Here is a 26,445-nt window from a genome sequence, read left to right as displayed (position 1 = left end):
GAAGGTGAATCAATTCAAAGATGCAACTGCCTTTTAAATTTTACCCACAAGAGCCTTTAGCAGGCGATAAATTGATAGTGTCTTACAATAATGGTATTTTACTGGATGGTCTTGAAAAGGAAATTTATCTTAAATTTAGGTTTGGAGATGAGTTTGCAGAAGGCAAAGTTTATGAAACTAAAATGATAAAGAAAAATGGCGAATATATAGCAGTACTTCCTCTGCTCAAAAGTGGTTTTTTATTTATTGCATTTAAAGACAATTTGGGAAATTTAGATGATAACAATGGAAACTTTTATAAGATAGGTATAAAATCAAAGGAATGAGAAGAAGCTCCTTCTCATTCCTTTTTACAATCTTTACATATACCATAGAACTTAACAATGTGATTGACAACTTTAAACCCTTTTTCTTTTTCTATTTGATCCTCTAAACTTTCAAGAAAATCATCCTCTGCTTCTTCCACTTTCCCGCACTTTATACATATCAAGTGATGGTGATTGTGAGAATCTTCGCTATTCGAAAGTTCAAAACGTGAACATCCGTCGTCAAGGTCAATCTTGTTAAGAACTTTTAAATCGTTCAAAAGCATTATAGTTCTGTATACTGTTGCAAGTCCAATCTCTGGCATTTTCTCTTTTACTATCTTGTAAATCTCTTCAATGCTCAAATGTTTGTCTTGATTGTCTAGGATTGAATCTAATATTATTCTTCGTTGGGTTGTGAGCTTATAACCTTTTTGCTTAAGCTGATCCTTTATTTCTTCTAACTGATCTTTTTTCATTCTGAATATCACTGCTCCGCCACATCAATTTGTAATTTGCAATTTATTTATGATATACATTTTATTCTCTCAAAAGCTCAGATGTCAAGACTTCATTGAACAACTCTTTTTGCAGGTTTTGCAATTTCCTGAACACTTAAACGCTTCAAACAAAGATGCGTTACACCGCGGACATTTTTTGTTTGAAATGTCCACCTCATAACCACACACAGGACATTTTACTTTCATCACAAAAACACTCTCCCTTTTGTTTTGGACTGAATCTTTAAAGTATTATATGTGCAAGAATCCCTCCCACTAAAATCGCAATCACAGCAGAAGAAACCCACACAAAAACTGAATATTTAAGCCCGTTTTCTTTTGTCATCATAGCAAAAGAAGTAATGCAAGGAACAAACAATGTTGTTGTTACAAGCGCAACAAACATCTGACTTTTAGTTGTTGGTATTGTTACAAGTCCTGCAGCTCCGTAGTCTCGTCTTATAATGCTCAGAATAAACACCTCGGTTATTTCTTTTGGCAACTTTAAAAATCCTGTAACTACAGGTTGCGCAAAATTTTCTATCGTATGAAGAAGGTTTGTTGCATCCAAAAATCCAAGTACAAACGTTGCAACAACAAATATAGGAAAAGCCTCTGTCAAGAATCCCTTTGACTTATAATACGTCTTTTTCAAAACATTTGAAAGTTGGGGAACTCTCAAAGTTGGGAGATCTATAAAAAGAGATGTTGATTCACCTTTTATAACTTTTTTCAATATCCTGCCCACCAGTCCGAAAATAAAAGCAATTATCAAAATATAAGCAATAAGATACCAAAATCCAAGTCTTGAAATAAGCCCGCTGATTATTCCAAGCTGAGCAGAGCATGGTATTGTGAGTCCCAGCAAAAACATTGTAATGAGCCTTTCTCTTTTTGACCCTAATATTCTTGTTGTCATTGTTGCCATTGTAACACAGCCAAAGCCCAAAATTATAGGAATTATCGCCCTTCCATTTAAACCTATCTTATTAAACACTCTGTCAACAAGCGCTGCAATTCTGGGAAGATAACCGCTGTCTTCTAATATACTCATAAAAAGGTGGAAGGCTACAACAAGAGGAAACAACAAACCAAAAAAGATGATTGGAAACATAGAAAGAATTCCATAATTACCAACAATAATCTTTTGCAAAAAAAGATTACTAACAAACTTACCTACAATCCCTTTTATGAAGCCAAGATAATACTCTCCCATTACTGTATTCATAGTAAAGTCAACCAGTCTTTGCGCAACAAGCACTCCCATGAAATAATACATAATATATAAAGTGGCTAACAAAATAGGAATTCCTGTGACAGGATTTATGAGAACTTGACTTAGTTTGTTTTTAAACTCAAGCTTTTTGGTATCAAACTTGACAGTTTTATTGAATATCTCATCCACATAGGTGCGTCTCAAAGCGTATATATTTTCTTGAAGTTCAGATACTGATGAACTGAATACATTTTCAGCTTCGGCAAGGCTTTCCCAAGAAAATTTCTTTCCTTCAGATTCTAAAATCTTTTCTAAATTAGGAGTGGATTTGCCCTTTTTAAAAAGATTTTTGTCTATAGCCTCCTTTAACTTGTCAATACCTTCTCCCTTGCTTGCCGATGTGGCTATCACTTCAACACCAAGGTTCTCTTTTAGCTTTTCTATGTCAATTTTGATATTATTTTTCTCAACCTCGTCAACCATGTTAAGTACAACTATGACTTCTTTTTGGTAATCAATAAGCTGCTGTGTTAAGAATAAGTCTCTGTCAAGATGGACACTGTCGACTACATTTATAATCTTCTGCGTATTCAGCACAATATCACGCGTTACAATCTCTTCATCATTGAAAGAAGAAATTCCATAAACGCCTGGTGTGTCGACAATAACATAATCCTTGTAAAATCCATAATTAACATCTACAGTTGTACCGGGATAATTTGAAACTTCTACATATCTTCCTGTCAGTTTATTGAAAATAACCGACTTCCCAACATTAGGATTTCCAACAAGTGCTATTACCTCTTTGTCATCTGGAATATTTAGCATCTCTTGAACACAGTGACAGTTCAAATCTATCTAACCCCTTTCTACTTTTGAGTCTCAACTTCAATTTGCTTAGCAAGACCGCTTCCTATTGCAATCTCTTGGTGATTTTTCCTGAGAATAATAGGACCATTATTTATTTTAGCTACACATTTTACTTTGCTTCCTTCATTTATACCAAATCTCAAAGCATACACACGTGCGGTTTTGCTTTTTATGCTCTTTATTATAACTTCCTGGTCTTTTGAAATCATATCCAGCGTCAAAGCTGATCACCTCTCATGATATTTAACATAAAACTCTCTGGTTTTTTGAAAACAATTTATAATTGATATTTTATGTTAATTGATAATCATTTTCAATTATATAATAACAGATTTTTCTTCATGGGTCAAGAAAAATATTTGAAAATGTATCCTCTTTATTTAAAACTAAAAAAAGGGACTACTCCTCTTCTTTACGAGCAGTCCCTTTTATCTTTCTCTTTTTTTCTACACTTATATCTTTCCTTGTTTTTTCAAAATCTTTTCCATCTCGTCAACAAGCTGACCAAAATATATTAACAAGTTGTCAACAGGCTCTGTTGATGTCATATCAACACCTGCTTTTTTGAGAACATTGATTGGATAATCTGAACTTCCAGCTTTTAAGAACTCTATATATTTAGCAGTATCTCCTTTCTCAATATTCTTTACAACCTCATTCGCAGCAGCCATAGAAGTTGCATATTTGTAAACATAAAAGTTCATGTAAAAGTGTGGTATTCTTGCCCACCATAGCGTTGCAAGCTTATCAACTTCAAAACTATCACCGTAATACTTCTTCATCAAGTTACCCCAGATGTTGCACAAAGTTTCTGCAGAGAGTGCCTCGCCTTTCTCTACCCTTTCATGTATTTCCTTTTCAAACTCTGCATACATAACCTGAGTATAAACAGTACCTCTTATATTTTCTACTAAGGTATTTAGTAGATAAAGTCTTTCATCATCACTTTTTGCTTTCTTAAGTAAATAGTTAATCATAAGAAGCTCATTTGTTGTTGAAGCAACCTCAGTTGTGAATATTGGTATATTAGAATTTATATACTTTTGTGTCTTGTTTGTATAGTATGAATTTACAGCGTGCCCAAGCTCATGAGCAAGGGTTAATACCGAATCCATAGTATTATTATAATTCATAAGGATATAAGGATGTGTATCATATGCTCCCCATTGATATCCACCTGTGTACTTGTTCTCGGTCTCAAACACGTCTATCCATCTGTTGTTGAATGCAATGTTTAAAACCTTTAAATAATCATTTCCAAGTGGCTTTAAACCTTCTAAAATCAACTTCTTTGCCTGCTCATAATCAATATTCATTTCATAATTTGCTATAAGCGGAACATACATATCATATATATGAACTTTGTCAATATTGAGGACCTTCTTTCTGAGCCCCACATACTTATGCAAGTACTTAATATTGTTATTAACTGCCTTGATAAGATTATCATAAACACTTCTTGGAACAAATTCTTGTGCTAAAGAAGCCTCTAATGCTGAATTATATTTTCTTGCCTTTGCAAAAAACACATTCTTCTTAACCTCAGCAGTCAATGTAGCTGCCAATGTATTTTTAACTTTGTCAAATGAGGAGTATATACCTTCAAATGCTCTCTTTCTAAAATCTCTGTCCTTGCTTTCAAGATACTTTCCATAACTTGCCTCGGTAAGTTGAATCTCATTACCCTTGTCATCCTTAATCTTTGGGAATGTGAGATCTGCATACTTTAGCTGAGTGAATATATTGTATGGTGAGCCTGCAAAATCTTGAGCTAACGCTAATAATTCTTCACCCTCTGGGGAGAGCGTATGAGGTTTTTGCTTTAGAACAGCATCTAGATACATTTTATAATCTGCAAAACTCTTATCTTGCATATAGGATTTTAAAGTTTTTTCAGGCAAACGCAAAAGTTCTGGCTGGATAAATGAAACCGCTGCCGAGACTTGCGCATACATCGTCTCAGATTTTGATCTCATTTCACTGACCTTGTTATCAGCCTGATTTTCATCAGCCTTCATATGAGCATAAACATAGACTTTGTCTGCAATTCTCATCATTTCATCTCTTAGTTTCAAACATTCAAGCAACTTATTTTTGTCTGAAAGCTTACCTTGGTAGTTTTTAAACTTAGGAATGTAGTAATTCAAAACTTTGTTGAGATCTGCATTCCACTTTTCTGGTGAACTATAGATGTCTTCAAGATTCCACTTGTACTTGTCAGGGATTTCACTTCGTTTCATTATCCCTGTTGAAGAAAAACCAATAACTGTTGTGGCAACAAAAGAAATGACAATAGCAAGGACTAAAAACTTTTTCAAATGTACTCTTTTCATCTTGCTTGCGGCAGTTGCCGTCTTCCCCCTTTCTTAAAAAATTGTATTGGTACGCTTTTTTGAATTTTTAAATTTTTATGATTATATAATATTAAAACTATTTTTGCAATATTGTTGTAACAAAACTTTAATTTGCTTGCCCAATAAAAAAGAGTACTATAATTCCCCAATCTGTTGAATTTTGCAGTTGAAATAATTTGAAAATTAAAATTTATTGTAGTATATTTAAGTTCAAGACAACAATTGCAAACTCTAAGAACTTCAAAATCTCTATCGAGGTGATTTTCATGGCACATAAAATGGTCAAAATTGAAGACCTCAATTTTAACCCCTTTACTCTAATTGGACAAGAGTGGATGCTCATTACAGCAGGGAACATCAACTCATTTAACACAATGACTGCAAGTTGGGGAAGCCTCGGCTATATTTGGGAAAAGCCTGTTTCCTTTTGTGTAATAAGACCTCAGAGGTTTACAAGAAAGTTTGTTGAAGAAAATGAATTCTTTACACTCTCGTTTTTCGGTAGGGAGTATAGGTCAGCTCTTGAAATCTGCGGCAAATACTCTGGCAAAGATGTTAATAAGGTTGAGATGGCAAGGCTCACCCCCAAAGAAGATAAAGATTTCAAAACAGTGTTCTTTGATGAAGCTAACCTTGTTTTTATTTGCAAAAAGATTTATTTTCAAGATATAATCCCTGAGAATTTCTTGGACAAAGCTATTTACAATTTTTACACTGCAAAAGATTATCATAGAATGTTTATTGGGGAAATTGTTAAAGTGCTACAGAAAGAAAGATAAATAACCTAACTGGAAAGTGCTGTGCAGATATTGTAAAAGAGGCATTTAATAAGGCTATAAAGATTAAGGAAGGAAAAGGGGACTGCCTCAACTGATGCTTATTGGCAGTCCTTTATTTCTGTCTTAGAAAAAGTATTTGCCTTGCCGCTTATATACACTCTTTGGTCATCTATTCTGAGTTTTAGCACTCCTCCTCTCTTTGAAGCCTGATAGGCCACAAGTTGTGTCTTTTACAGTTTTTTCCTCCAGTATGGGGCAAATAGGCAGTAATCAAAAAGGTTGTAATAAGATTTTTAAGTAGTATAATATTCCTTGTAATCGATTTACTCAAATTCTGAAAGGAAGGTTATTGCAAATGGCATACAAAAACTTTAAACTGGCAATATACTGCCCTGCTGGATTTTTAAAAAATGTGGAGTTTGAAACACTTGAAAAAGATTTAGAGTTTTTCAAAAGACACTTAGACATCTCAAAGGTATACCTTGAGACACACAGAGGTGCAGATACCGTCCCAAGAGAGAAAATGCTCAGAATAAAAGAGTTTTTTGAGAGGCAAAATATTAAAACATCTGGTGGAATCACTGCAACTGTGGTGTTCGGAAATGAAGAGCTTGATTATTATAGAATCTTTAATACTTTCTGTTACACAAACCAAAAACACTTAGACAAGTTAAAAGAAATTGTTCAATATACAGCTTCTTTGTTTGATGAAATCATTTTAGATGACTTTTTCTTCACCGCCTGCACATGCCCATCTTGCATTAGTGCAAAAGGAAATCTTAGCTGGAGCGAATTTAGATTAAATTTAATGACAGAGGTTTCAAGAGAGTACGTGATAAAGCCTGCAAAAAGTGTTAATCCAGATGTAAAATTAATAATCAAATATCCAAATTGGATAGAGTCGTATCAAGAGACAGGTTACAACCCTCAAACTCAGGTAGAGATTTTTGATTATACTTATACAGGTACAGAGACCCGCGACCCTGCTTATACACAGCAGCATCTTCCAAGGTATGCAAGCTATTCACTTTTGAGATGGTTTGAAAATCTAAAACCAGGCAAAAACCTTGGTGGATGGTTTGACTCCTTAGATTGTCTGTATAATATTGGCAGCTACCTTGAACAAGCAAATTTAACTGTATTCGCAAAAGCAAAAGAAATTACCTTGTTTGACTTCTCACACCTGAGAAACTCTGTATTTGTCCCAGCACTTGGGCTGCAGCTGCGTCATCTTGATGAGATTTGTAAATACATTGAAAATCCTATAGGAATTCCTGTTTACCATCCATTTAATTCATATGGTGAAGACCACATTTATGACTACTTAGGAATGGTTGGAATACCATTTGAACTCACTCCATATCTTCCTGAAAACAGTAATATTGTTTTTATCACAGCTGACTGTGTAAATGACAAAGATATCATTAAGAAGCTTAAAAATCATCTCTTAGCTGGAAAAGATGTAATAATGACCTCTGGTTTTTTAAAAGCCATGCAAGGAAAAGGAATTGAAGATTTGACCTCTGTGAGAGTGACAGACAAAAAGGTTTTTACAAACTTATTTGCCATCAAAACAGAAGTGTGTTCATTTTCAAAGTATGTATATGGTAAAAAAGAAATACTAATTCCTGTCTTAGAGCACAGGACAAATGCGTCATGGCAGGAGATTGTTGCAATCTCAGGTGAAAACAACTTTCCTGTCCTGATGAAAGACTTTTATGGCAGAGGGACTATTTATACATTGACAATACCTGAAAACTACTCCGACATTTACAACTGGCCACTTGATGTCTTGACTGAAATTCGAAGGGTATTTATGAAAAATTTTGATTTCTACATTGAAGCTGAAGAAAAAATTGCTATTTTTGTATACAGCAATGGCACTTTCATAATAGAGTCCTTCTTGCCTTACAGAACTAAGGTAAATTTACACATTAAGAACAAAAATAAAAAACTTGTTGATCCTTTAAAAGCTTCTGATCTTAAAGTTTCTATGATATCAGAAAATGAAAATATCTATGAAATCAACTTAGAACCAACAAGTTTTAGAGTCTTGAAATTAGAAAACTAAATTTTTTGGAAACTCTTTTGAAGGGAGAGTGCTTGCAAAATGAGCAGTGTTTTTGAAAATGAAGTAATAAAAGCAATTAAAGAGCGTCGTAGTGTAAGAAGTTTTTTACCTACCCAAGTTGAAGAGGAAAAAATAAAACTTTTACTTGAAGCTGCAATCTTTGCTCCATCTGCAGTAAATGGTCAGCCATGGTTTTTTACAGTAGTTCAAAATCTTGATATTTTAAACAAAATGAATCAAGAAATAAGAAATATTATGCTTCAGTCTTCTGATGAAAACTTAAAGAAATTCGCATCAAAAGAAGATTTTAACGTTTTCCACAATGCCCCAATGGCTATAATTGTTTCAGGAAAAGAAAATAGTCAATCTGCCCAGGTTGACTGTGCAGCTGCAACCCAAAACATCCTTCTTGCTGCAAAATCTCTCGGTTTGGCAACGTGCTGGATAGGATTTGTCGGGATACTTTTTTCAAGTCCAAAAGCACAAGATTATATAAAACTTCTGAAAATCCCTGAGGGATACAAACCTTTGTGGGCAATTGCTTTAGGATACACTGAAAATTATCCTCAAACAGTACCTGAAAGAAACTGGAATGTGGTTGAGTGGATAAAATAGATAGTTTATCTTACGCTAAAGCATATTCAAAGTGGGGGTTAATACCCCCACTTTTCTATTTCAATATTATATTAAGCAGCCTTGATTTTAATTCCTCTAATAATGTCACAAATCCTGTTTTTAAATTGTTTATAATATTAGAAAACAAAAAAACAAAGGGGGTTTTGGGTCGCTGGACTTCGAGCAGATTTACTCTAAATACTATCAAAAGGTGTTAAATTACCTGCTATTTACATTGAAAAGTTCAAAAGAGGCAGAAGACATTGCACAGGAGGTTTTCTACAAGCTCATTAAAAATCCCCCTCGCGAGGATAATATCCAAGGATGGCTTATTACTGTTGCAAAAAATCTTGCAATAAACTACTTAAAATCGCAAAAAAGAACTACTCTCGGAGAAAAGTATCTGCTTCTTTCTCAAACCCCAGAAGATGATATTGAAATACTTCAAGTCAAAATGGCACTTGAAAAACTGCCTGAGGAACAAAGAGAGCTGCTAATTTTGAAATACTCTGGATATACATATGAAGAGATAGCAAAGATTATGAATATAAACCCGAATTCTGTTGGCACTATGATTGCAAGAGCTCAAAGGAAGTTCAGAAAAATATATGAAGAGGGGGAAGGAGAGTGATATTTGATGTGCTATAGCGAAGGAAAGCTCCAAGAGTTCATTGATGGGGTGCTTTCTAAAGAAGAAAGTTTGCAAATAAAAAAACATCTTCTTGTGTGCAGAAAGTGTAGAAAACTCTATAATGAACTGAAGGAGACAGATGAGTTTGTATCTATGAAAATGCAAAAAGTCCTCAATTTAAGCTCAAATAACAAAAAGGGAGGGTTATTGAGGATGCTTAATAAAAATAGAAAAGTTGTTCTTACAGCAGCTTTAGCAGTCATCTTTTTAGTCAGCATAATATTTACACCATTTGGAAAGGCTTTATCAGATGCTTTGAAAATTTTCAGAGCTTCGTCCATAGAGCCAGTTGCAATTACTATTTCTGACCTTCAGGAAATTGAAAGCAAGCTGCAGCAGATTAATGCTAATTCTACAATTGATTTAAAACAATTTGGGAAAATTGATTTTAAAAGCTCAGAAAATAATAGCATATATGTGGAATCATTAAACTCAACTGAATTTGAATCTGCAAAGAACATTTTTAAAAAATACAATATAAATCCTGATGAAATAGCTTATCTTTGGCAAAAAGAAAATATCAAGAGTATGATGATAAACGAGAATCCAAATATAGAATTAAAATTTAAACTTGACATTGACAAAGTAAACCAGCTCTTAAAATCACTTGGCTCCAAAACCTTGCTACCTCAAACACTTGACCAGAAAGAGTTTGTGCTTACCATAGAAGGTGCACTTAATTTAATGTTCTACCCTATAAAAAATTCTGAAGAGTCCAAAAAAGGCACTGTATATATGATACCATCATTAGAAATAGGAATTGTAAAAGTTCCAAAGTTAACAACCCCAGTTGAATTAGATGAGGTTAAAATATATGAAACAATAGCAAACTTACCGTTTGTTCCAAACAATATAAGGTCTCAGCTTCTTTCAATCAAAGACCCTCTTTCAACACTCCCTGTACCTGTGAACAAGGATCTGTATGATTATAGGAAAATTAAAATTGGAGGCAATGACGGACTGGTTGTCTACCTTAAAAACAATCCTAATGATAGGACCATCGTATGGGTGGACCACAATAATAGTGTAAAATATATTAAAGCAGAGTCTACCTCCGAGCAAAAGCTTCTTGAATTTGCAAATTTGCTAAAATAACTGAAAAATAAAAAAGGCAGGGATGGTACTTGATACTGAACACAGAAAACCTTACAAAAGAATATTCGTCTAAAAACGGGTGCTTTAATATAAACCTTGAAATAGAAAAACCCATGGTGTTTGGGTTTTTAGGTCCAAATGGTGCTGGAAAAAGTACACTTGTAAAAACCCTTGTGGGGCTTTTGAGACCCACAAGGGGAAAGGCTTTTTTGCTTGGGAAACCTCTTGATGATATTGTTATTAAATCAAAAATAGGCTATCTTCCTGAAAATTTTAAATACCCTGACTGGATGACAGCTTATGAGGTTATGGAATTTCACTGCCAGCTTTTAAGAATGAAAAACTACAAAAATGAGATTTATTCTCTGCTTGAAAAGGTAGGTATAATTGAACACAAAGACAAAAAGATAAGGTGGTTTAGCAAAGGGATGCAGCAGAGGCTTGGACTTGCAGTCAGTATGCTAAACAGACCTGAGATAATATTCTTAGATGAGCCAACCTCTGCACTTGACCCAATTGGCAGAATTGATGTGAGAAATATAATAATTGAATTAAAAAACCAAGGAACAACAGTGTTTCTAAACTCACACCTTTTGTCTGAGGTCGAAAAGGTTTGCGACATGGTTGCTATAATCAACAAAGGGTATATCGTTGCGATGGGTACAATTGATGAGCTGACAAGAAAAGCCTTAAAGGTAACTTTTGTGCTGGATAAAGTAGATAGCAAATTATTTGAAATTATGAGTTTGAAAAATATAAATGTCTTGACTCATTCGCAAAATACCTTAGAGGTAGAACTTTCTTCGCATGAAGACATACCCATCCTTGTTGAGGAATTTGTGAAAAATGGTTATAAGATGTACGAAGTTAAAAAATCCCAAGAGCTTGAAAATGTGTTCTTGCAGGTTATAGGAGAGGGGTTTTTCTGATGGCGGCAATAATAAGATACTCTTTTAAAGAATTTGTGAGAAAGAAAATATTTTTGATTACAATTTTGATGTCAGCAGCCTTTTTGTTTTTGTACAGTTGGGGGTTAAAAGAAATAGCAGAAAATCTAAAACAGCAAAGTACTATGATGACATTTGCAATGCAGCAGGTTACTGTATTTTCATCGCTTGGGTTTTACTTTTCACACCTGATGGTTGCTTTTTTGGTTGTGTTCGCAACATCAGGAATAATTTCGTCTGAGATTGAAAATTACAATGTCCACACAATCATTGTTCGTCCAATTGCACGTTGGAAATATGTGCTTGCGAGGTACTTAGGTGCCTTGATTTTTATAACTCTATATTCAACTGCAATATTCTTTAGCATCTACACTATCAACAAGACTTTTGGATTTTCAATTGATCACACAATATCACAGGTAGTTTTGGGATGGCTTTTGTTTGAATTAATTGCGATTGTCCTTTTGACAGTTACAATATTCTTTAGCACATCGTTTTCAACTCTTGCAACGGGAATACTTGTTGTACTTCTGTTTGGATTTGCAATGATAGGAGGTTTTTTGGAACAGATTGGCTATGCAATAGCAGATTTTTCAAAGGCTTCAACAACACTCCAGACAATTGGTATTGTATCAAGCTTGATCTTGCCAACTGACAATATTTATCGTGAGATGGCAAATATTCTTTTTAAATCTAATTTGATTGACTTTTCAAGCATTGACCCATTTGCGGGAATATCAAAAAATAGTATATACATGAGAATATATTGGTTTTTCTATGTATTTGCTTTAATGTATTTAACCATCAAAAGGTTTGACAAAAAGGACTTGACATAACAAAAAGGGCTGAGCTTTTTTCTCTTGCAAGCCAGCCCTTTTGACATCAATCAAGCTGCCCTTTTAATATCTCAACCGGCATTACCTTTGCTATTTTCTGCCTTGCCAAAAACCTTGAAATTAGAAAGACTAAAAGAAGTATTACAAATGTAGACAATACACTCTGCACGCTCAAATCAAGGCTCATTGCAAAATCTATATCTTTTGTCACTGTGCTCATAAGCCCATCCATTGTAATTTTAGATAGTGGAATTCCTGCAACAAATCCTATAAAAAACGAAATGTAGTTAAAACCGAGAATCATTTTAAAAATACTCCTTTCACTATGCCCCAGCATTTTTAAAATTCCTATATTTTTCTTGTTCTCATTTAAAGTCAAAGTAGACAGAACATACACAATCAAAAGAGCAAGGATAGCAGCAATTAGCGCCATCACACCTATAGTCTTTGATAAGTCGCCAGCAGATGCCTTTATTGTATTTACAAGCTCAGATTTTGTGTAACTTTCAAAAATTAAGCTCTGTGGAATTTCCAACTTTTCTTTTGAGAATATCCCAATATACTCTCCACTGCTATATCCAAAAAGCTTATTAAAACTTTCGAGTTCCATATACCCATTGTTCCCAACAGGAAGGTTGGCAACTTTTTTCACTTTTAAAGTATATTCTTTGCCTGTAAATTTGTTTTTTAGTTTAATCTTATCTCCTTCGCCAATACCAAGTTTGCTTGCAAGAGGTTTGGTTATGATAAGCTCACTTGACACAGAGATTTCTTTTCCTTTTTCATCATACAGTTTTATCATATCTGAGTTACTTTTAATACCGTAAATTGTAATACTCAGTTTTGTCCCTTCAATGTCAAAAGACAAAAGGTTGTATGGCTCAGATGTAGCTTTTAACTTAATCTCAGGATGGGCAGAAGAAGAATTCAAAGAATAAAGATAATTGTACTTAAAATTTTTCTCATATGTTCTTTCTATTGCAGTTATGATCGAATCTTTTGCAGTCATACCATACATCATAAGGATTGTTGAAAAGATTATCCCAACTGCCAAAATTAGTTCCCTGCCAATATGACGCCAGCCATATTTTAGCATAATCCTTGTTCCAAACTCAAATCTGTCAAAAAACTTTATTGAAGGAAGCTTGCCAAATTTTAATTCATCAACGCCGTGAAGCATCTGAACAATTGTGAGGTTGAAAAAGTTCTTGATTGCAAGGTAACCTGAAAGAAATATAAATATGGCTGGGAGAAGCATCGCAACAAATATGTGCTGCCATGGCAAAATTGACTTTATCTTTGGTAATGTAAAATATGACCTGTAAAACTGTGCAAAAGGAGATGCTTCAATAACCCCAAGTACAACACCGAAGATGGAACCAAAAAGCCAAATATAAAGTGGAAACCTCATGAAGACTTTTAGTACATCTTTTTGTGTATATCCCATTGAATAGATTGTACCAATTTCAGCATGCATAGTATTTATTACCCTTCGCATGACAATAAAGAGTATAAAAGATGATACAAGAATTATAAAAAGACTGAGTGGCAAAGTTAAGTTCTTTGCATTTTTAACTTTTATCTCTGTATACATTATTCGCGGATTCTGGTCTCTTTGTACAAATTTCAAAAGCCCCCAGTTGCTGTTTAAAAACTCTTTAAACTTGTCAATGTTTTCAACTTTGCCTTTGAAACAATAATAATGAATAGGAAAAATGTTGAAAAGTCTTCTCATCTCATCTTCATTTATAAGAGCAAAACCAAAATGCTCAGGGTCAGGAAGTAAGTCTTGGTCATTTTTAATAATGTAAATATAATCTGGAAGATAAGCAATGCCTGAAACCTTGAAATTTTCTCTACCGACAGTCAGCACTGACCCTATTTTGAGCTTGTGTTTTTTGTAAAAAGCAGGGTCTATGAGTATTTCGCCTTTTGACGGCATTCTGCCTTTTTCGATATATGGTTTGTTTATTTCTTTGGGCACTGAAAAAACTCTCAGCGTAAAATGGTCATTTTGGACATCAGTAAATAGCCTTTGTTCTACATTAATTTTAAATTTTTCTTGTAGAAGTTTTATATCAACCTCTTTTGCAGTAATAAAATTCCCATCTTCCTGATTGTATTTGTTTTTGAACATTTCATAGTTATAATCTATATCTTGCATTGACGCAGCAAAAAGTGTATATGTCATTGTGGCAATAGCAACAAGCAGCATTATAGAAAAGAACTGTAAAAACTCTCTCTTGATTACTCGCAGGGGAATTTTTTTGATGACCATCACCATGTCACCTCTTGAGCAGAAATCTTTTGAAGATTTTTCGAAAATTCTACAAGACTACCTGACCTCAGCCTCAATGTAGCATCTGCCATTTTAGAAATTGCAAGATTGTGTGTAATTATCAAAATGGTTGTACCAAACTTTTTATTTACATCTTCTAGAAGTTTTAACACAAGTTTGCTGCTGTCATAGTCAAGTGCACCTGTTGGCTCATCGCACAAAATCAATGCAGGGTTTTTGACAACTGCCCTTGCAATTGCCACCCTTTGCTGCTGTCCGCCAGACAGTTCAAAAGGAAATTTGTTCTTTTCAGAATAGACATCCATCATTTTTAATACCATATCAACATCCAATGGATTTTTGCTAAGATGTGCACTTGAGAGCACATTTTCATATACCGTAAGACCATTTATGAGGTTAAAAAACTGAAATACAAAACCCACATAGTCGCGCCTGTACTCAGAAAGCCTTTTTTGGTCCATTGCAGTTATCTCTTTGCTATCTACAAAAACTCTGCCTTCATCTGCTCTGTCAAGCCCGCCAATGATGTTAAAAAGCGTGGTTTTACCTGACCCAGATGGACCTATCACAGTGTAGATTTTTCCTTTTTCGAGCTCAAAACTAACTTCATCGAGCGCCTTGATTGTATTTTGGCCCATCCTGTAGACTTTTGAAAGATTCTCAACCTTCACAAACACATCAAATCATCCCCTTTACTTTTCACCTGTACAATATATTATGACTCACTGGTCATATGACTGTCAAGTCATAATATAAAATTTATTTTTTCCCTATTCCTTCTTTCAAAAGTTTTATAAATTGAGACAGTGCATCTTTAAAATAACTTATGTCAAGATCAAGTGTTGTTGATGTTCTGCTTAGTGCTTCTTCGATTACAAATTTTTTCATATAAAAACTTGCACCTTCTAAGAAAATAGAAATTATAACAGGATCAATATCATCCCTTATATATCCTTTTTGCTGATTGTACTTTATAATTTTTACTAAAAACTCTCTCGACTGCTTCAAAAATTTCTCATTTATCTCATCTTTAAAGGGTGAGTCTTGTGAAAAAAACGCTCTTTCCAAAAGCAGGTACTCACTCTTGAGATCTTTCATTGCGACCCAAGTAGCCTCTATTGAATTCTCATAGTAATCAAATAGATTTACATGTACCATATCAAGCTTTTCAAGAAGTTTCAAAAACCTCTGGTAAGAAACTTCTATTGCGTAAAAGTACATATCTTTCTTGTTTTCAAAATACTGGTACATACTCCCTTTTGCAACGTTGCACTCTCTTGCAACATCAGAGATATCAACCTTATGGTAAGGTTTTTGTGAAAAGTGCTTTATTAATGTATCTGTTATAAGGTTTCTTTTCTCCTCTGGAAGGTTTAAGAATGTTTGCTTAGGCATAAATCTCACCTCAAGATTATTATGACTTTTTGGTCATGTGATGTAAAGAAAATTTTATTTTGATTGAACTCTATGATGCAATATAGCAAAAATAACAAGAAGTAAGTTAGCTATATAAAACAAATGGAGCTGCCAATTCATCTGCTTGGACAGCTCCAACAACCTTGTCATTGTTATTAGTTTATTTATCTTTTGCACTCTTCTCGAACTATATTTTCATTCTTCAACTTTTCTAAAACTTCATTTAGATTTACACCAATTTCTTATTTGTTCAATAACCTTTTTGTCATACTCCTCTCTTGTTATTCCCCATCCTTTGATGAGCTTCTCAATTACATCATTTGCAAACTTTACACTTTCCATATCACCTGAAACTTTTCCACTTATTACGTCTTGCATTGTCTTCTTTGTTTTTTCATAGTAGTCTTTCGCTTCTTTTTCTGACACTATATACCCTTCTTTTTTAGCAGTCTGAAGCAAAAGGAGATTTTCTATCATGCTGTTTAAAACATCTTTTTTTGTCTTTTGCACAGGTGGCTTTAGAAAGCTTGCCTTGTATTTTTTTAAAAGCTTTTGATAAGATTCTTTTCGAGATAAATAGCTTGCCTCTTCTAACGCATACGCAACCTCTAAATCCTTTTTATAAATCTTTTCACCGTTTACAACTGCTACAACTCTATTGTCTTTTGACTGCTGTATATTTTTTATCTTCTTGCCACACTCTATCCAAATATCTGCTGAGAAGACTGTAGAAAATGCCATCAGACTTATTACTACCATTATTATCAAAGAAAAGCATCTTCTAATCTTCTTCTCTTTCAACCTTCTTCACTTCTTTAATTTACTATCTTTTTTTATTGTACCAGATACAAGCTAATTTAATCAAGTTTTGAATCTAACAGAAAGAAAACTTTTCAAATGACATTAGCTTGTTCTAAAATAAATGTAGAGACAAAGGATACCGTTGATTCAAACTTTCTATTACAAAAGATTTAATTTCGGCATAAAGGAGATATACCAGCGATGAATGAGAAAATAAAGCTCTACAGACTGTGTTTTGAAAGCCTAAAAGTCTATCGAAACCTTATTCATGATAATGTTCTTGAAAAGCTGTACAATCTTATCTGCTACATCGACGATGGAAATCAGGATTTTACAAGAATTGTAAATCTTTATAGCACAGTTTATTACAATCTTTTAGAAGCTGGGAAAGGCTGTAGTTTAAAGGAATACATTATTAAGAAAATTCTCTTTAGCGAAAATACTTTTACAAAATTAGCAGCAAAAAGTATTAACAACATAGCAATAAATGAGAGTCTTAAAAAAGCTGCAGCTTATGATTTAGACTGCCTTGAGTTTATATCAAACTTTTCTGCAAAAGAGATAAAAGATTATTTAAAAGAATCTGCTGTCTTGCCAAACTTTTTAGCTGAAAGTTTTTTAGAGCTCAAAGGCACAAATACCATATTGCACAACATCATTGATAACTCTATAAAAACCATCATTGAAAAATTTTTGAAAAAAACTTGCTGGAGCAGTTTAATTGAGGAGCTTGTAGAATTCCACAGGCAAAATGGCTTTGGAATCTTTGCAAAATACAAAGGTTTTTCATGGGATGGCGAGAAGCTAATTGGCATTGAGAACTTAGACCCAATAAGATTAGATAGCCTTGTAAATATTGACAGGCAGAAGAAGATTGTTGTTGAAAACACCTTAGCGTTTTTAAATGGTCAAAGAGTCAACAACATCCTGCTTTATGGCAGCAGAGGAACTGGAAAGTCATCAACTGTAAAGGCACTTTTGAACGAGTTTCATCACATGGGTTTGAGAATTGTTGAGGTGTACAAAGACCAACTTTACACTTTTCCGAGGCTAATTAGAATCTTAAGAGATGTCCCGCTTAAGTTCATAATCTTTGTAGACGATTTGTCTTTTGAAGACATTGAGGAAAATTATACCAAACTAAAAGCCATTTTAGAAGGGTCTTTAGAGGCAATGCCTCAAAATGTTGTTATATATGCAACCTCAAACAGAAGACACTTGGTAAAAGAAAGGTTTAGCGACAGAAATGGTCTTTCTGATGATGAAGTGCACTTTAACGACACTTTAGAAGAAAAACTTTCTCTTGCTGACAGGTTTGGAATAGTAGTCACATACCCATCCCCAACCCAGCAGGAATACCTTGCAATTGTTGATGAGATTGCAAAGAAAAAGGGAATTGAGATTACAGAAAAGCTTCACAGGCTTGCTCTGCAGTGGGAAATGAACTACAACGGCCGCTCAGCAAGAACAGCTAAGCAGTTTGTTGACTGGTATGAGGCACAGGTTAAAATGGAAAAGGGCTAAGGCAGCAAAAAACTGCTTTTTAGCCCTTTTCTTGTTTTGGATAATACCTTAATATTATCCTATCAGCCTTTTTATCTCATTCAAAATTAGCTTTTCTCGTTTATTTATAAATCTTTCAAAGTTCACTTTAATCTCCGAAGGTGTCAGATTATCAGTAGTGTTTTTTAACAATAAATACATTTCTTCATCAATGAAATGACCCTTTAATATCTCTTTTACCTTGTGTTCTGCTTCTTGTTCTGATAGGCCTTTTGATTTTTGAATTTCAATCATCTTTCTTATGTAATCACCTGGACTGCGACGAGATATGCTTCTGTTAGTATTTTCAAAAATCAATGTCCTGTTCATAATTGAGTCAACATCAACCTCCACACCTTTGGCTTTCAAAAAGTTCACTGGAAAAATATGATGGTCATCAAGCTGGTTAAAAGCAATGTTCTCAGGATAATAAAAATCTTTTGCTCCGTTTTTAAATAAAAGATTGAAAATTCCGATATATTTTGAACTTCCCTTTCTCCTTACCTCTTTCAAGGTATATACATTACTCTCTAATTGATTTCTTAATTTTTCCACAACCTCAGGTATTAAGTTATTATTGTTAAACCATGCACATACTTCTTTGAAGTCTTTTGCCATAGTGGTTTCGGTAGAACCTGAATATCGTTCTGAAAAAACTGCACTCCAGTACCATTTTTCAATTTTATCTGTGTCAGGATGATCAAATTTTAAGAAGAATGCAATCATCATTGTAACAATAGGATAATATGGCAACCACTTTTCAAAATCTACTATTCCAAAGTTATTTACCTGGAGCAAATACGGCAATACCTTGTTTTCTGCAATATCAACCACTTTGGCCCAACTCTGGTCTGAAAGAATGTTATTATCTATCCTAAGCATTTCTCGTGAACTGATGTTTTTGTCGGCCGCTAATGCAAGAGCTTGAATAAATGAATATGGAACTGTGGTATTGTCTATTCTTCCTGCAAGTTTTTTAATATTAACACTATTTTCAAATACTTCTTCCCACTTTTCTCGAAGTCTTATGAACTTGTAAAATCTTGCTACAAGAAGATCATAAATGGAAAGTTTTACACCACTTCTATTGATTTTTTCAAACAGTGCAGCAATTTCATCAGGTTTGTCATTATATGATAGACCAAGCGATAGAGTAAAAATGTTATATTTTATCATGTTATCAATATAAGCAAATATTTTATTCGCTTCCTTGTCTTCAAATAATAATTTATACTCTCCAAACCATAATTTATAGAACTCAGGAATATCTTTAAACACTGTCAATGGCAATATTTTTTTCTCTTTTAAAACTTCAAGATTATAGTCTCCGTTTTCATCAATAATCTCCTTGAACTCTCTCCATTTTTTTGACCAGCTAAATACTGCTTCATTAATATTATCAACGGCAAGTTTTTCTAAATCAATAAAAAATGCATAGGGATTTTCAGAATTACGCAGAGGAATATCAGGACTATATATAGCGTAAAACAAAGATGTAAGTCTTTGTTGTCCATCCAAAATTAATATCTTGGGTTGCTCACATATTTGGGGATTTACTTTCTCTGCCCCTTCTACAAAAATCACCTTAAAAGGAACACTTTGTGGATTTGTTTCTAAAATCAAAAAAGTTCCTATAAACATACCTTGAAGAAGTGATTTTATAAGCTCTTCAATGTCATATCTTGTCCAAACAAAATTTCTTTGAAAATCGGGTAGCATACATTCACCATTATAAGCCTTTCTAACTAAGTCCAATAAGTTCATCTGTCCTTGCTGGAGATTCATCAATTACTCCACCCCCTCATCAGCCACTCTTTTCTTTGCTCATTGTCCAAAACCTTTTTGCAGCTTTCCCAGTCGACTTTTTCGACATGTTCTTTATATTTTATATCAAATGGATGCTCGGAATTTAAAACTTCAACTGTTTTGACAATTTCCATCCACTCATCTTTTATAATCTCTGGAAGTGAGCCAATCATATCATAGGTGAGTTTTATTCTGCCAGACAGAACTGCATGAATTCTATCTTCAATAGAATCTTTGTATCTTAAGTTATACACATAAACCTTATCAAATTGCTGACCTATTCTTCTTATTCTTCCCTGGCGCTGCTCAAGTCTTATTGGATTCCATGGAAGGTCAACATTTATAAGAGTGCCAAGTGTTTGCAAGTTCAAACCTTCTGCAGCGGCATCTGTTCCAATCATGAGCCTTATCTTTCTGTCCAATACAAGCTCTTTTATTTCATCACGATCAATACTTGAAAAACTGCCACCTTTGAATACTCCAGATTTATTGCCACCTGCATAAAATCCTATTAGCTCCTCCGTAAAGAATTCAGAAAGGGCTGAAGCAACAGTCAAAGCAGTATCGTAGTATTCAGAGAAAATAATACAACCCCTTTCAAGCCAGTTTAAGTCCTTGAGTATCTGAATTATTTTTGATAATTTTGGGTCATTTTGTTTATTGTACTCAAGAAGTTCTATAATTCTCTCCAAACAATAAAGTTCGTCTCTGTTTATCTTAACCTTATCAACAAATTCTTCAACATCATCCTCATCAAAATCGTCAGCATCAATTTCTTGTTTTTCATAAATTACTTTAGCTGTATTCAACCCTGCCTGAAAAGATGAACCCATTCTTCGTAAAAGAAGAGTCTTGTAAAAGCCTTTTGCACCTGATCTCTTTTTAAGCAGATTTGTGAATTCTTCTGCATATTCATAAGCTGCTTTAAGTGGAGGAGTTAAAATCAGTGCACTGCTGTCATCCTCACCAAAAAGTTCAATGTCAATTTTCTTGAGGTAAGGTTGGTTCGTTTCCGGGTCAATGGTGTTTTCCAGGGTCGACCTCTTTCTTTTGACAATATGTCTTATGAAAGGATTGTATTTTTGCATATAATCTTCCGCAATAATCTCATTCAGAAGTTCTTTTTGATAAGGTGTAAGACTATCATACTCGGTTAAAAGCACATACTCATTGTTTTCCATGCCAAGCGAATTTCTAAGTTTCCCTATTGTGTAAGTATTTTCTTTCGAATGCGGCAATGGATTTCTAATCCATCCCCAGTATTCAGCTTTGCTAATTATTTGTCTTGTTCCTCGCACAAGTTCTATCGCATCAAGTGGTCTTGTCTGCCAGAGACTGAATTCACTTCCCAAAACTTTTTTAGAACCTCTTGCAAGAATACTTAGCAAATCCCAGCCTTCAATGGGATGAAGCTGGATAGGTGTTGCCGTTGCCAAAATCATTGTTTTTGTTTTTTGCGACAATTGCAACAAAAACTTCATAAGATTGTTTGGTTCGGGTCTTTCTGAAGGCTTGCTAAGATTTTGGCGTCTTGCCCGGTGTGCCTCATCAACAATGATGCATTCATATTCAATATCCAAAAGAGGTTTTACAAGATCAGAACCTGATGTTATAAGTCCATGAGATATTATACCTATCCTTCTCGGACACTGCAAAATTGGCGGTATTCCATTTGACTGAGGTTTCACCTCTTGACCTGTCTCCACAATCCACTTTCGTCCATCCCATACAGCAGATGGTATATCGAACATGGTTTTGAGTTCATCCTGCCACTGCCACAAAAGCGTCTTAGGAACAATTATCAAAACAGGTTTGTCCCCATAGAGTGCCGTTAACTGAGCAATCATTCCAAGCTGAGCAGTCTTGCCAAGTCCAACATCGTCTGCCAATATGTATCTTGCACCACCTTCTAAATGCTCGTCAAACACCATTTTAACAAAGTATTTCTGATGATTCCAAAGTCCAAAACCATCTCTGTATACAGGAGATTCAATGACAGCAGAGGCAGGGTCAGGGTCTTTTTGCCACTCTTCAATGGTAATTATCCTGCCCCTGCTAAGTCTTCCTATGTTTTCTATTACAAGTTCGCTCAGATCACATGCATATGGACTTTGCCAGAAATATTCAAATTCTTCTTGAACCCATTCAACGCTCTCGATTGAGTCATCTGCCCAGAGAATTTCATAATTGTCTTTCCATGCAGGTTTTGTTTCGTTTACACTTCCAACAAAAGCAATCTTTTTACCATCAGACAGGGAAATCACCCCTGCCTTGGCATGGACAAGCCCATAAAAGTCGTTTGGTACAACTTTGACTATCATTTTTCTGCTTTTTAAAAGCTCATACAGCTTTTTGAATCTATCTGGAAACTGCTGTGCCTTTTTCTCAGGATTTGATTTGAACCATTCACGAACCATTTTTTGTTTTGCAAGCTTCGCAACCTCAACATCCTTTTTTTCAACTTCAGAGTTGCATATAACCCTTATAATACCCTGAACGCTTTCTATTGCCTCGCCTGCTATTTCCAATATTGACGAGCTAAAATACCCGGCAAGTCTGTCATAGCTTTTTGCGTTTTTGAGATATCTATTTAAAAACTCTTCTGAAATATTAACTTTTCGCGATGAATATCTTTGAAGCATCTAATTTGACAAATCCCCCTCGCTTCTTTATATTTAAAGTTCATTTTCTAATGAAGTTATAATCAAAACCGCATCTTTACTTTATTTGTTTGTATTTTATGTGTCCGATTTTCTGCCAAAACGAGTGTTAAAACACTCTGAACAATAATAAGCTGAATCAGGACGTTTAGGACCTATGAACATGTTTTCTTTTCGGTCTAATTTCATGCACCACCAACAACGTTCTAATTTTTCTTTAGAACAACTGTAGCAATAATAGTTGCCTTTGCGGTCTTTCCTGTTTTCATCTCTTTTAGTCATCTTTTTGCATTCAAAACATTCTACTAAATCTAACTGTGCATAAAGATGCTCACAATAACTTTCCCCATCAACTTCTATTAAATTTCCTTGAAGGCAATCTTCACTACATACGAATATCCCTGCTAATTCTAAACCATATTCATTATTATCGGAGTCTTCTATTAAATTTCTGCAATCTTCACAATAAGGCACATCTTCCTCATGAATTTTACGGCCACAGTTAACACAGTATGAATATATTTCATCACGGTCTGGATCATAATATAACTCACACATGTCGTTTTCACCTATCCTCCTTTTCAGTGTAATTATAATAATCCTTATATTCTATCACTTGAAATTCTTTCTGCTAAATAAGAAGCTATTTGAGAGTCAAGCTTCCAGTGCTGCATGGTGTTTATTTTCTCAAGCCTTGACAGGTATCTGAAAATCAATTCTATCTTAGATTTTTCATTCCAGTATTTTGTTTCAAGCTTTGTCTTTAACATTTCGTGTGCAGCTTCCACAGCTTCTGCAACATCTGTTATTTCTTCTGTTTTCTTTACAGCATTATTAATAGCCAAAAGACACATTCTGAGAGTTGTTGAGCTAAATCCATGCTTTGTTACAACCATCTCCTGCCCGAGCTCTGTTGCTGTTTTTAACCTTGCATTATTTGGCTTTCTTTCTGCAAAAAGTTCATCATAGTCTGCTATACCCAGACTCCTTGCTGCATCCTGAAATACGCCTATTCTCCTTTCGCCCCTTGTTTCAAATTCAATGCCTCTTATATAGAACTTCTCATACGCATCCATCTTTCGCCATATATCATAAACAAAATCTTTATCATACCCGAGAGATTTCAATCCATCTGGAACAACAAAGCTGCTTGCGTATTCCCTCATTGCATCCAGAAACTCTTTGATTTTTTGATTTGTTGCCTTTAGATTGCAGGATGTCAGCACGCGAAGCGCTGCATAATAGCCCGAGAGCTCTAAATCTGTAGGACTGTAAATTGGTTCTTGCTGGCTGCTGTCAAGTTCATACATGAGATTTATTTGTCGCTCAACCTCTTCTTTCCCCACAGGATAAAGCTCTTCAATAAATACAGGCTCTAAATTGCTCTTGTCTATCCTTTTGAGAACAACTGATACTGTTGATTGAACAAAATTACCCTCTGAGATACTGTCTTCTGTTTCTGTTACAATGCTCCATGCGTTGACAGACATAAGTCCTGATTCTAACAAAATTTCAGTCAGGTCTGCAAACACCTCTGAGTCCTGGTGTGTAAACATCAAAATAAAATAGCCATTTTCATGCATATGTGAAACTATGTTCTTCATTGCCGGCAAAAATGTCTCTTTAAAAGTCTCTTTGTCACTTCCCTTTATTGCCAGAGCTCTTTTGCTGTCTGTATACCAGTCCGGAAATACCTCTTTTAAAAACTTCCTGTCCCATGCCAAAAAGAATTCAGACAGCTCATGATAGTTCACAGCATCAGCATATGGCGGGTCTGTTATCCAAATATGGCATTTATAGTTCGTATCACTGGCATTACCTAATTTAATTTCTATATTTTTGTTTTTGACATATCGTCTCGACAATGGTATAATATAGAATTCTTGTAAATTATTTAAAGGTCTGCATCCATAATTGTAAAAAGTATTTAAAGCTTGGTTATAAAAAGTCTGAGCATTAATATGAGTATCATCATTAATCCATTGGCATAATTTTGAATTTCGATTACAACACCTGTTAACCCCCAAAAGCCCAACTATCTTTTCCTCTCTTGTCTTTGCCTCTCTGTCAATAAGCTCCATTAAAAGCCCGTGCAAAAGAAGCTGTCTTGGATTGAAAAGCTGATGCCAGTAAGCCCAACCGCGTTCTCTAATAACCTGATTTGTATTATACCCCTCTTCAATCATATCACTTGGAATATATCCTTTTTGCTGCCACTCATCAAATCTTTCTTTTAGAAGCTCAACAACCTTCATCTCTCTTTCCAAATCTTCTTCATCGGGTGCTTTGTAGTATCTCTGTCCATTTTCGTCTTCATACCTTATGCAATAAAGCCTTTCTTGGGGAGTTAAAATAAAATTGTGTCCACTGTATAATTAGTATTGAAATAATTATCAAGGGGGCTACTTAAAATGAATAAAAACGAAATTATTGAGACTGCTAAAAACATGGCTGTAGAGCAAGTATTAAATATGTATTGCTCCAAAGATGATCCTAACCGCCCAGCTCTAAAGCAACTCTTAGAAAACTTGCTCGATTGCTTTATGTTATCGGAAAGATCAGTGTACCTTGCTAAAAATGACAATGACAAAGGCAATGGTTTTTACGATAGAAAACTTGCAACACCTGTTGGCAGTCTTGAAATCTCTGTCCCTCGCACACGTACTGGTAATTTCCGACCTTCTATCCTCCCTGACCGCTACAAAAGAGTTGATAGTTCATACACTGACCTGCTTATGTCTTTAGTCGTCAATGGTTATTCCGAAAGTTCCCTTGTCCAGACTTTGAAAGCTTTGAATCTTCCATATTCCGAAAATGAAATACTAAAAATCAAAGAAGACCTTAAAAATGAGCTTCAGTTATTCAAACAAAGAGAACTACCAACAAGTGCTTTTGCTCTCATCATCGATGGTTATCATTGTGAAGTTAAGGATAATTCTAAGGTTAAACAAGCTACTTGTTATGTTGTCCTCGGTATCGACTTAGAAGGTAAAAAAGACATTTTCGGTGTCTACACTTTCTTCGGCAAAGAAAATAAGGCTGATTGGATGAAAGTATTTGAAGACTTAATTACAAGAGGGCTAAAAGAGATTCTAATTGTCATAAGTGATGACTTCCCTGGTATTATAGATGCTGTCAAACTTGCTTATCCTCTTGCTGACCATCAACTGTGTTTTGTCCACCTCCAACGTAATGTCAGAAAACATATGACAAAAGAGGATGCTTCAGCTTTTAACAAGAGTTTAGACAGACTTAGAATTTCTTCCTCCGATTTTGACGAAGCTGTACTGAAATTTAAAGAACTTTGCGATGGATACCTTTCAAAATATCCTCGATTTATTAAAGCAATATCAGAAAAAGCAGAGTTTTATCTTGCCCATATGAAATACCCTGAGGAATTAAGGAAGCATATCTACACCACAAACGCCGTTGAAAGTGTAAATAGCATGATTGAAAAGATTAGAGTAAATTCAGGTGGATACTTTCAGTCTGTTGAAGTCTTAGAAATTAATATTTACTTACAGCGAGAGAACTTACGCCGTACAAAATGGAAAAATGGAGTTCCCAGTATTAGAAAATGCATCAATAACATAACCCAACTTTACAACTTGCGTTATAAATTGGAAACACAAAATTCTTGAC

General features: G+C 34.6%; 22 protein-coding genes and 1 pseudogene. 11 read left to right on the top strand and 12 right to left on the bottom strand.

Features of this window, described 5'->3' with window-relative positions; genetic code table 11:
- The first annotated feature begins 20 nt into the window (after positions 1-20).
- On the top strand, positions 21-326 hold the full coding sequence (locus tag CaldiYA01_RS04745) for a hypothetical protein (RefSeq protein ID WP_207181982.1): 306 nt from the start codon (positions 21-23) through the stop codon (positions 324-326).
- A 14-nt stretch (positions 327-340) separates the two neighbouring features.
- Here CaldiYA01_RS04745 and CaldiYA01_RS04740 read toward each other — a convergent pair whose 3' ends face one another.
- The 4 genes from CaldiYA01_RS04740 to pepF form a co-directional block, all read right to left on the bottom strand.
- On the bottom strand, positions 341-784 hold the full coding sequence (locus tag CaldiYA01_RS04740) for a Fur family transcriptional regulator (RefSeq protein WP_207181981.1): 444 nt from the start codon (positions 782-784) through the stop codon (positions 341-343).
- A 265-nt stretch (positions 785-1,049) separates the two neighbouring features.
- Positions 1,050-2,873 (bottom strand): ferrous iron transport protein B, encoded by a 1,824-nt coding sequence (gene feoB, locus CaldiYA01_RS04735; protein ID WP_207181979.1) that lies wholly within the window; start codon positions 2,871-2,873, stop codon positions 1,050-1,052.
- Between the two features lie 17 nt (positions 2,874-2,890).
- A complete protein-coding gene (locus tag CaldiYA01_RS04730) occupies positions 2,891-3,112 on the bottom strand; it encodes a FeoA family protein (RefSeq protein ID WP_207181977.1) in 222 nt (73 codons plus the stop codon).
- Between the two features lie 231 nt (positions 3,113-3,343).
- On the bottom strand, positions 3,344-5,209 hold the full coding sequence (pepF, locus tag CaldiYA01_RS04725) for an oligoendopeptidase F (RefSeq protein ID WP_238480598.1): 1,866 nt from the start codon (positions 5,207-5,209) through the stop codon (positions 3,344-3,346).
- Positions 5,210-5,511: 302 nt separating this feature from the next.
- Here pepF and CaldiYA01_RS04720 point away from each other — a divergent pair, with 302 nt between their 5' ends.
- The 8 genes and pseudogenes from CaldiYA01_RS04720 to CaldiYA01_RS04690 all read left to right on the top strand — a co-directional run bounded on the left by CaldiYA01_RS04720 (position 5,512) and on the right by CaldiYA01_RS04690 (position 12,279).
- Positions 5,512-6,024, top strand: a complete 513-nt coding sequence (locus tag CaldiYA01_RS04720; RefSeq protein ID WP_207182728.1) for a flavin reductase — start codon at positions 5,512-5,514, stop codon at positions 6,022-6,024.
- A pseudogene (locus tag CaldiYA01_RS12545) lies at positions 6,018-6,119 on the top strand ((2Fe-2S)-binding protein); the annotation flags it as partial. The gene CaldiYA01_RS04720 and the pseudogene CaldiYA01_RS12545, both read left to right, overlap by 7 nt.
- Before the next feature lie 260 nt (positions 6,120-6,379).
- Positions 6,380-8,095 (top strand): permease, encoded by a 1,716-nt coding sequence (locus CaldiYA01_RS04715; RefSeq protein WP_207181968.1) that lies wholly within the window; start codon positions 6,380-6,382, stop codon positions 8,093-8,095.
- A gap of 39 nt (positions 8,096-8,134) precedes the next feature.
- Positions 8,135-8,710, top strand: coding sequence for a nitroreductase family protein (locus tag CaldiYA01_RS04710; RefSeq protein ID WP_207181966.1), 576 nt, complete (start codon positions 8,135-8,137; stop codon positions 8,708-8,710).
- Positions 8,711-8,921: 211 nt separating this feature from the next.
- Positions 8,922-9,341, top strand: coding sequence for a sigma-70 family RNA polymerase sigma factor (locus CaldiYA01_RS04705; RefSeq protein ID WP_238480596.1), 420 nt, complete (start codon positions 8,922-8,924; stop codon positions 9,339-9,341).
- Positions 9,342-9,347: 6 nt separating this feature from the next.
- Entirely contained in the window at positions 9,348-10,496 is a 1,149-nt protein-coding gene (locus CaldiYA01_RS04700) for an anti-sigma factor family protein (protein WP_207181960.1), read from the top strand.
- A 29-nt stretch (positions 10,497-10,525) separates the two neighbouring features.
- Positions 10,526-11,425, top strand: coding sequence for an ABC transporter ATP-binding protein (locus CaldiYA01_RS04695; RefSeq protein WP_207181959.1), 900 nt, complete (start codon positions 10,526-10,528; stop codon positions 11,423-11,425).
- Positions 11,425-12,279: an ABC transporter permease gene (locus tag CaldiYA01_RS04690; protein WP_207181958.1), complete on the top strand. Its 855-nt coding sequence runs from the start codon at positions 11,425-11,427 to the stop codon at positions 12,277-12,279. The genes CaldiYA01_RS04695 and CaldiYA01_RS04690 overlap by 1 nt, the downstream gene beginning before the upstream one ends.
- Positions 12,280-12,325: 46 nt before the next feature.
- On the opposite strand, the gene CaldiYA01_RS04685 is transcribed toward CaldiYA01_RS04690, so the two are convergent.
- The 4 genes from CaldiYA01_RS04685 to CaldiYA01_RS04670 all read right to left on the bottom strand — a co-directional run bounded on the left by CaldiYA01_RS04685 (position 12,326) and on the right by CaldiYA01_RS04670 (position 16,795).
- Positions 12,326-14,557, bottom strand: a complete 2,232-nt coding sequence (locus tag CaldiYA01_RS04685; RefSeq protein ID WP_207181957.1) for an ABC transporter permease — start codon at positions 14,555-14,557, stop codon at positions 12,326-12,328.
- A complete protein-coding gene (locus CaldiYA01_RS04680; protein WP_207181956.1) occupies positions 14,557-15,255 on the bottom strand; it encodes an ABC transporter ATP-binding protein in 699 nt (232 codons plus the stop codon). Before CaldiYA01_RS04680 ends, CaldiYA01_RS04685 begins: the two co-directional genes overlap by 1 nt.
- Before the next feature lie 82 nt (positions 15,256-15,337).
- Positions 15,338-15,973: a TetR/AcrR family transcriptional regulator gene (locus tag CaldiYA01_RS04675; protein ID WP_207181955.1), complete on the bottom strand. Its 636-nt coding sequence runs from the start codon at positions 15,971-15,973 to the stop codon at positions 15,338-15,340.
- 240 nt (positions 15,974-16,213) lie between these two features.
- The gene (locus CaldiYA01_RS04670) at positions 16,214-16,795 is read right to left on the bottom strand and encodes a SurA N-terminal domain-containing protein (RefSeq protein WP_238480595.1); all 582 of its coding nucleotides are present in this window, start codon (positions 16,793-16,795) and stop codon (positions 16,214-16,216) included.
- Positions 16,796-16,996: 201 nt separating this feature from the next.
- Between CaldiYA01_RS04670 and CaldiYA01_RS04665 the strand changes: the two genes are divergently transcribed.
- On the top strand, positions 16,997-18,319 hold the full coding sequence (locus CaldiYA01_RS04665) for an ATP-binding protein (protein ID WP_207181954.1): 1,323 nt from the start codon (positions 16,997-16,999) through the stop codon (positions 18,317-18,319).
- 54 nt (positions 18,320-18,373) lie between these two features.
- Here CaldiYA01_RS04665 and CaldiYA01_RS04660 read toward each other — a convergent pair whose 3' ends face one another.
- From CaldiYA01_RS04660 to CaldiYA01_RS04645, 4 genes are all read right to left on the bottom strand, one after another.
- On the bottom strand, positions 18,374-20,122 hold the full coding sequence (locus tag CaldiYA01_RS04660; RefSeq protein WP_207181952.1) for a DUF262 domain-containing protein: 1,749 nt from the start codon (positions 20,120-20,122) through the stop codon (positions 18,374-18,376).
- Entirely contained in the window at positions 20,122-22,785 is a 2,664-nt protein-coding gene (locus tag CaldiYA01_RS04655; protein WP_207181950.1) for a phospholipase D-like domain-containing anti-phage protein, read from the bottom strand. Before CaldiYA01_RS04655 ends, CaldiYA01_RS04660 begins: the two co-directional genes overlap by 1 nt.
- A gap of 96 nt (positions 22,786-22,881) precedes the next feature.
- Positions 22,882-23,361 (bottom strand): hypothetical protein, encoded by a 480-nt coding sequence (locus CaldiYA01_RS04650; protein WP_207181948.1) that lies wholly within the window; start codon positions 23,359-23,361, stop codon positions 22,882-22,884.
- A gap of 44 nt (positions 23,362-23,405) precedes the next feature.
- Positions 23,406-25,070, bottom strand: a complete 1,665-nt coding sequence (locus CaldiYA01_RS04645; protein ID WP_238480594.1) for a hypothetical protein — start codon at positions 25,068-25,070, stop codon at positions 23,406-23,408.
- Positions 25,071-25,214: 144 nt separating this feature from the next.
- On the opposite strand from CaldiYA01_RS04645, the gene CaldiYA01_RS04640 reads away from it, so the two are divergent.
- Positions 25,215-26,444 (top strand): IS256 family transposase, encoded by a 1,230-nt coding sequence (locus CaldiYA01_RS04640; RefSeq protein WP_207178215.1) that lies wholly within the window; start codon positions 25,215-25,217, stop codon positions 26,442-26,444.
- Position 26,445 lies beyond the last annotated feature (1 nt).

The organism is Caldicellulosiruptor diazotrophicus (assembly GCF_017347585.1).
GTDB classification, from domain to species: Bacteria; Bacillota; Thermoanaerobacteria; order Caldicellulosiruptorales; family Caldicellulosiruptoraceae; genus Caldicellulosiruptor; species Caldicellulosiruptor diazotrophicus.
This window is presented reverse-complemented; position numbering and strand designations above follow the sequence as displayed.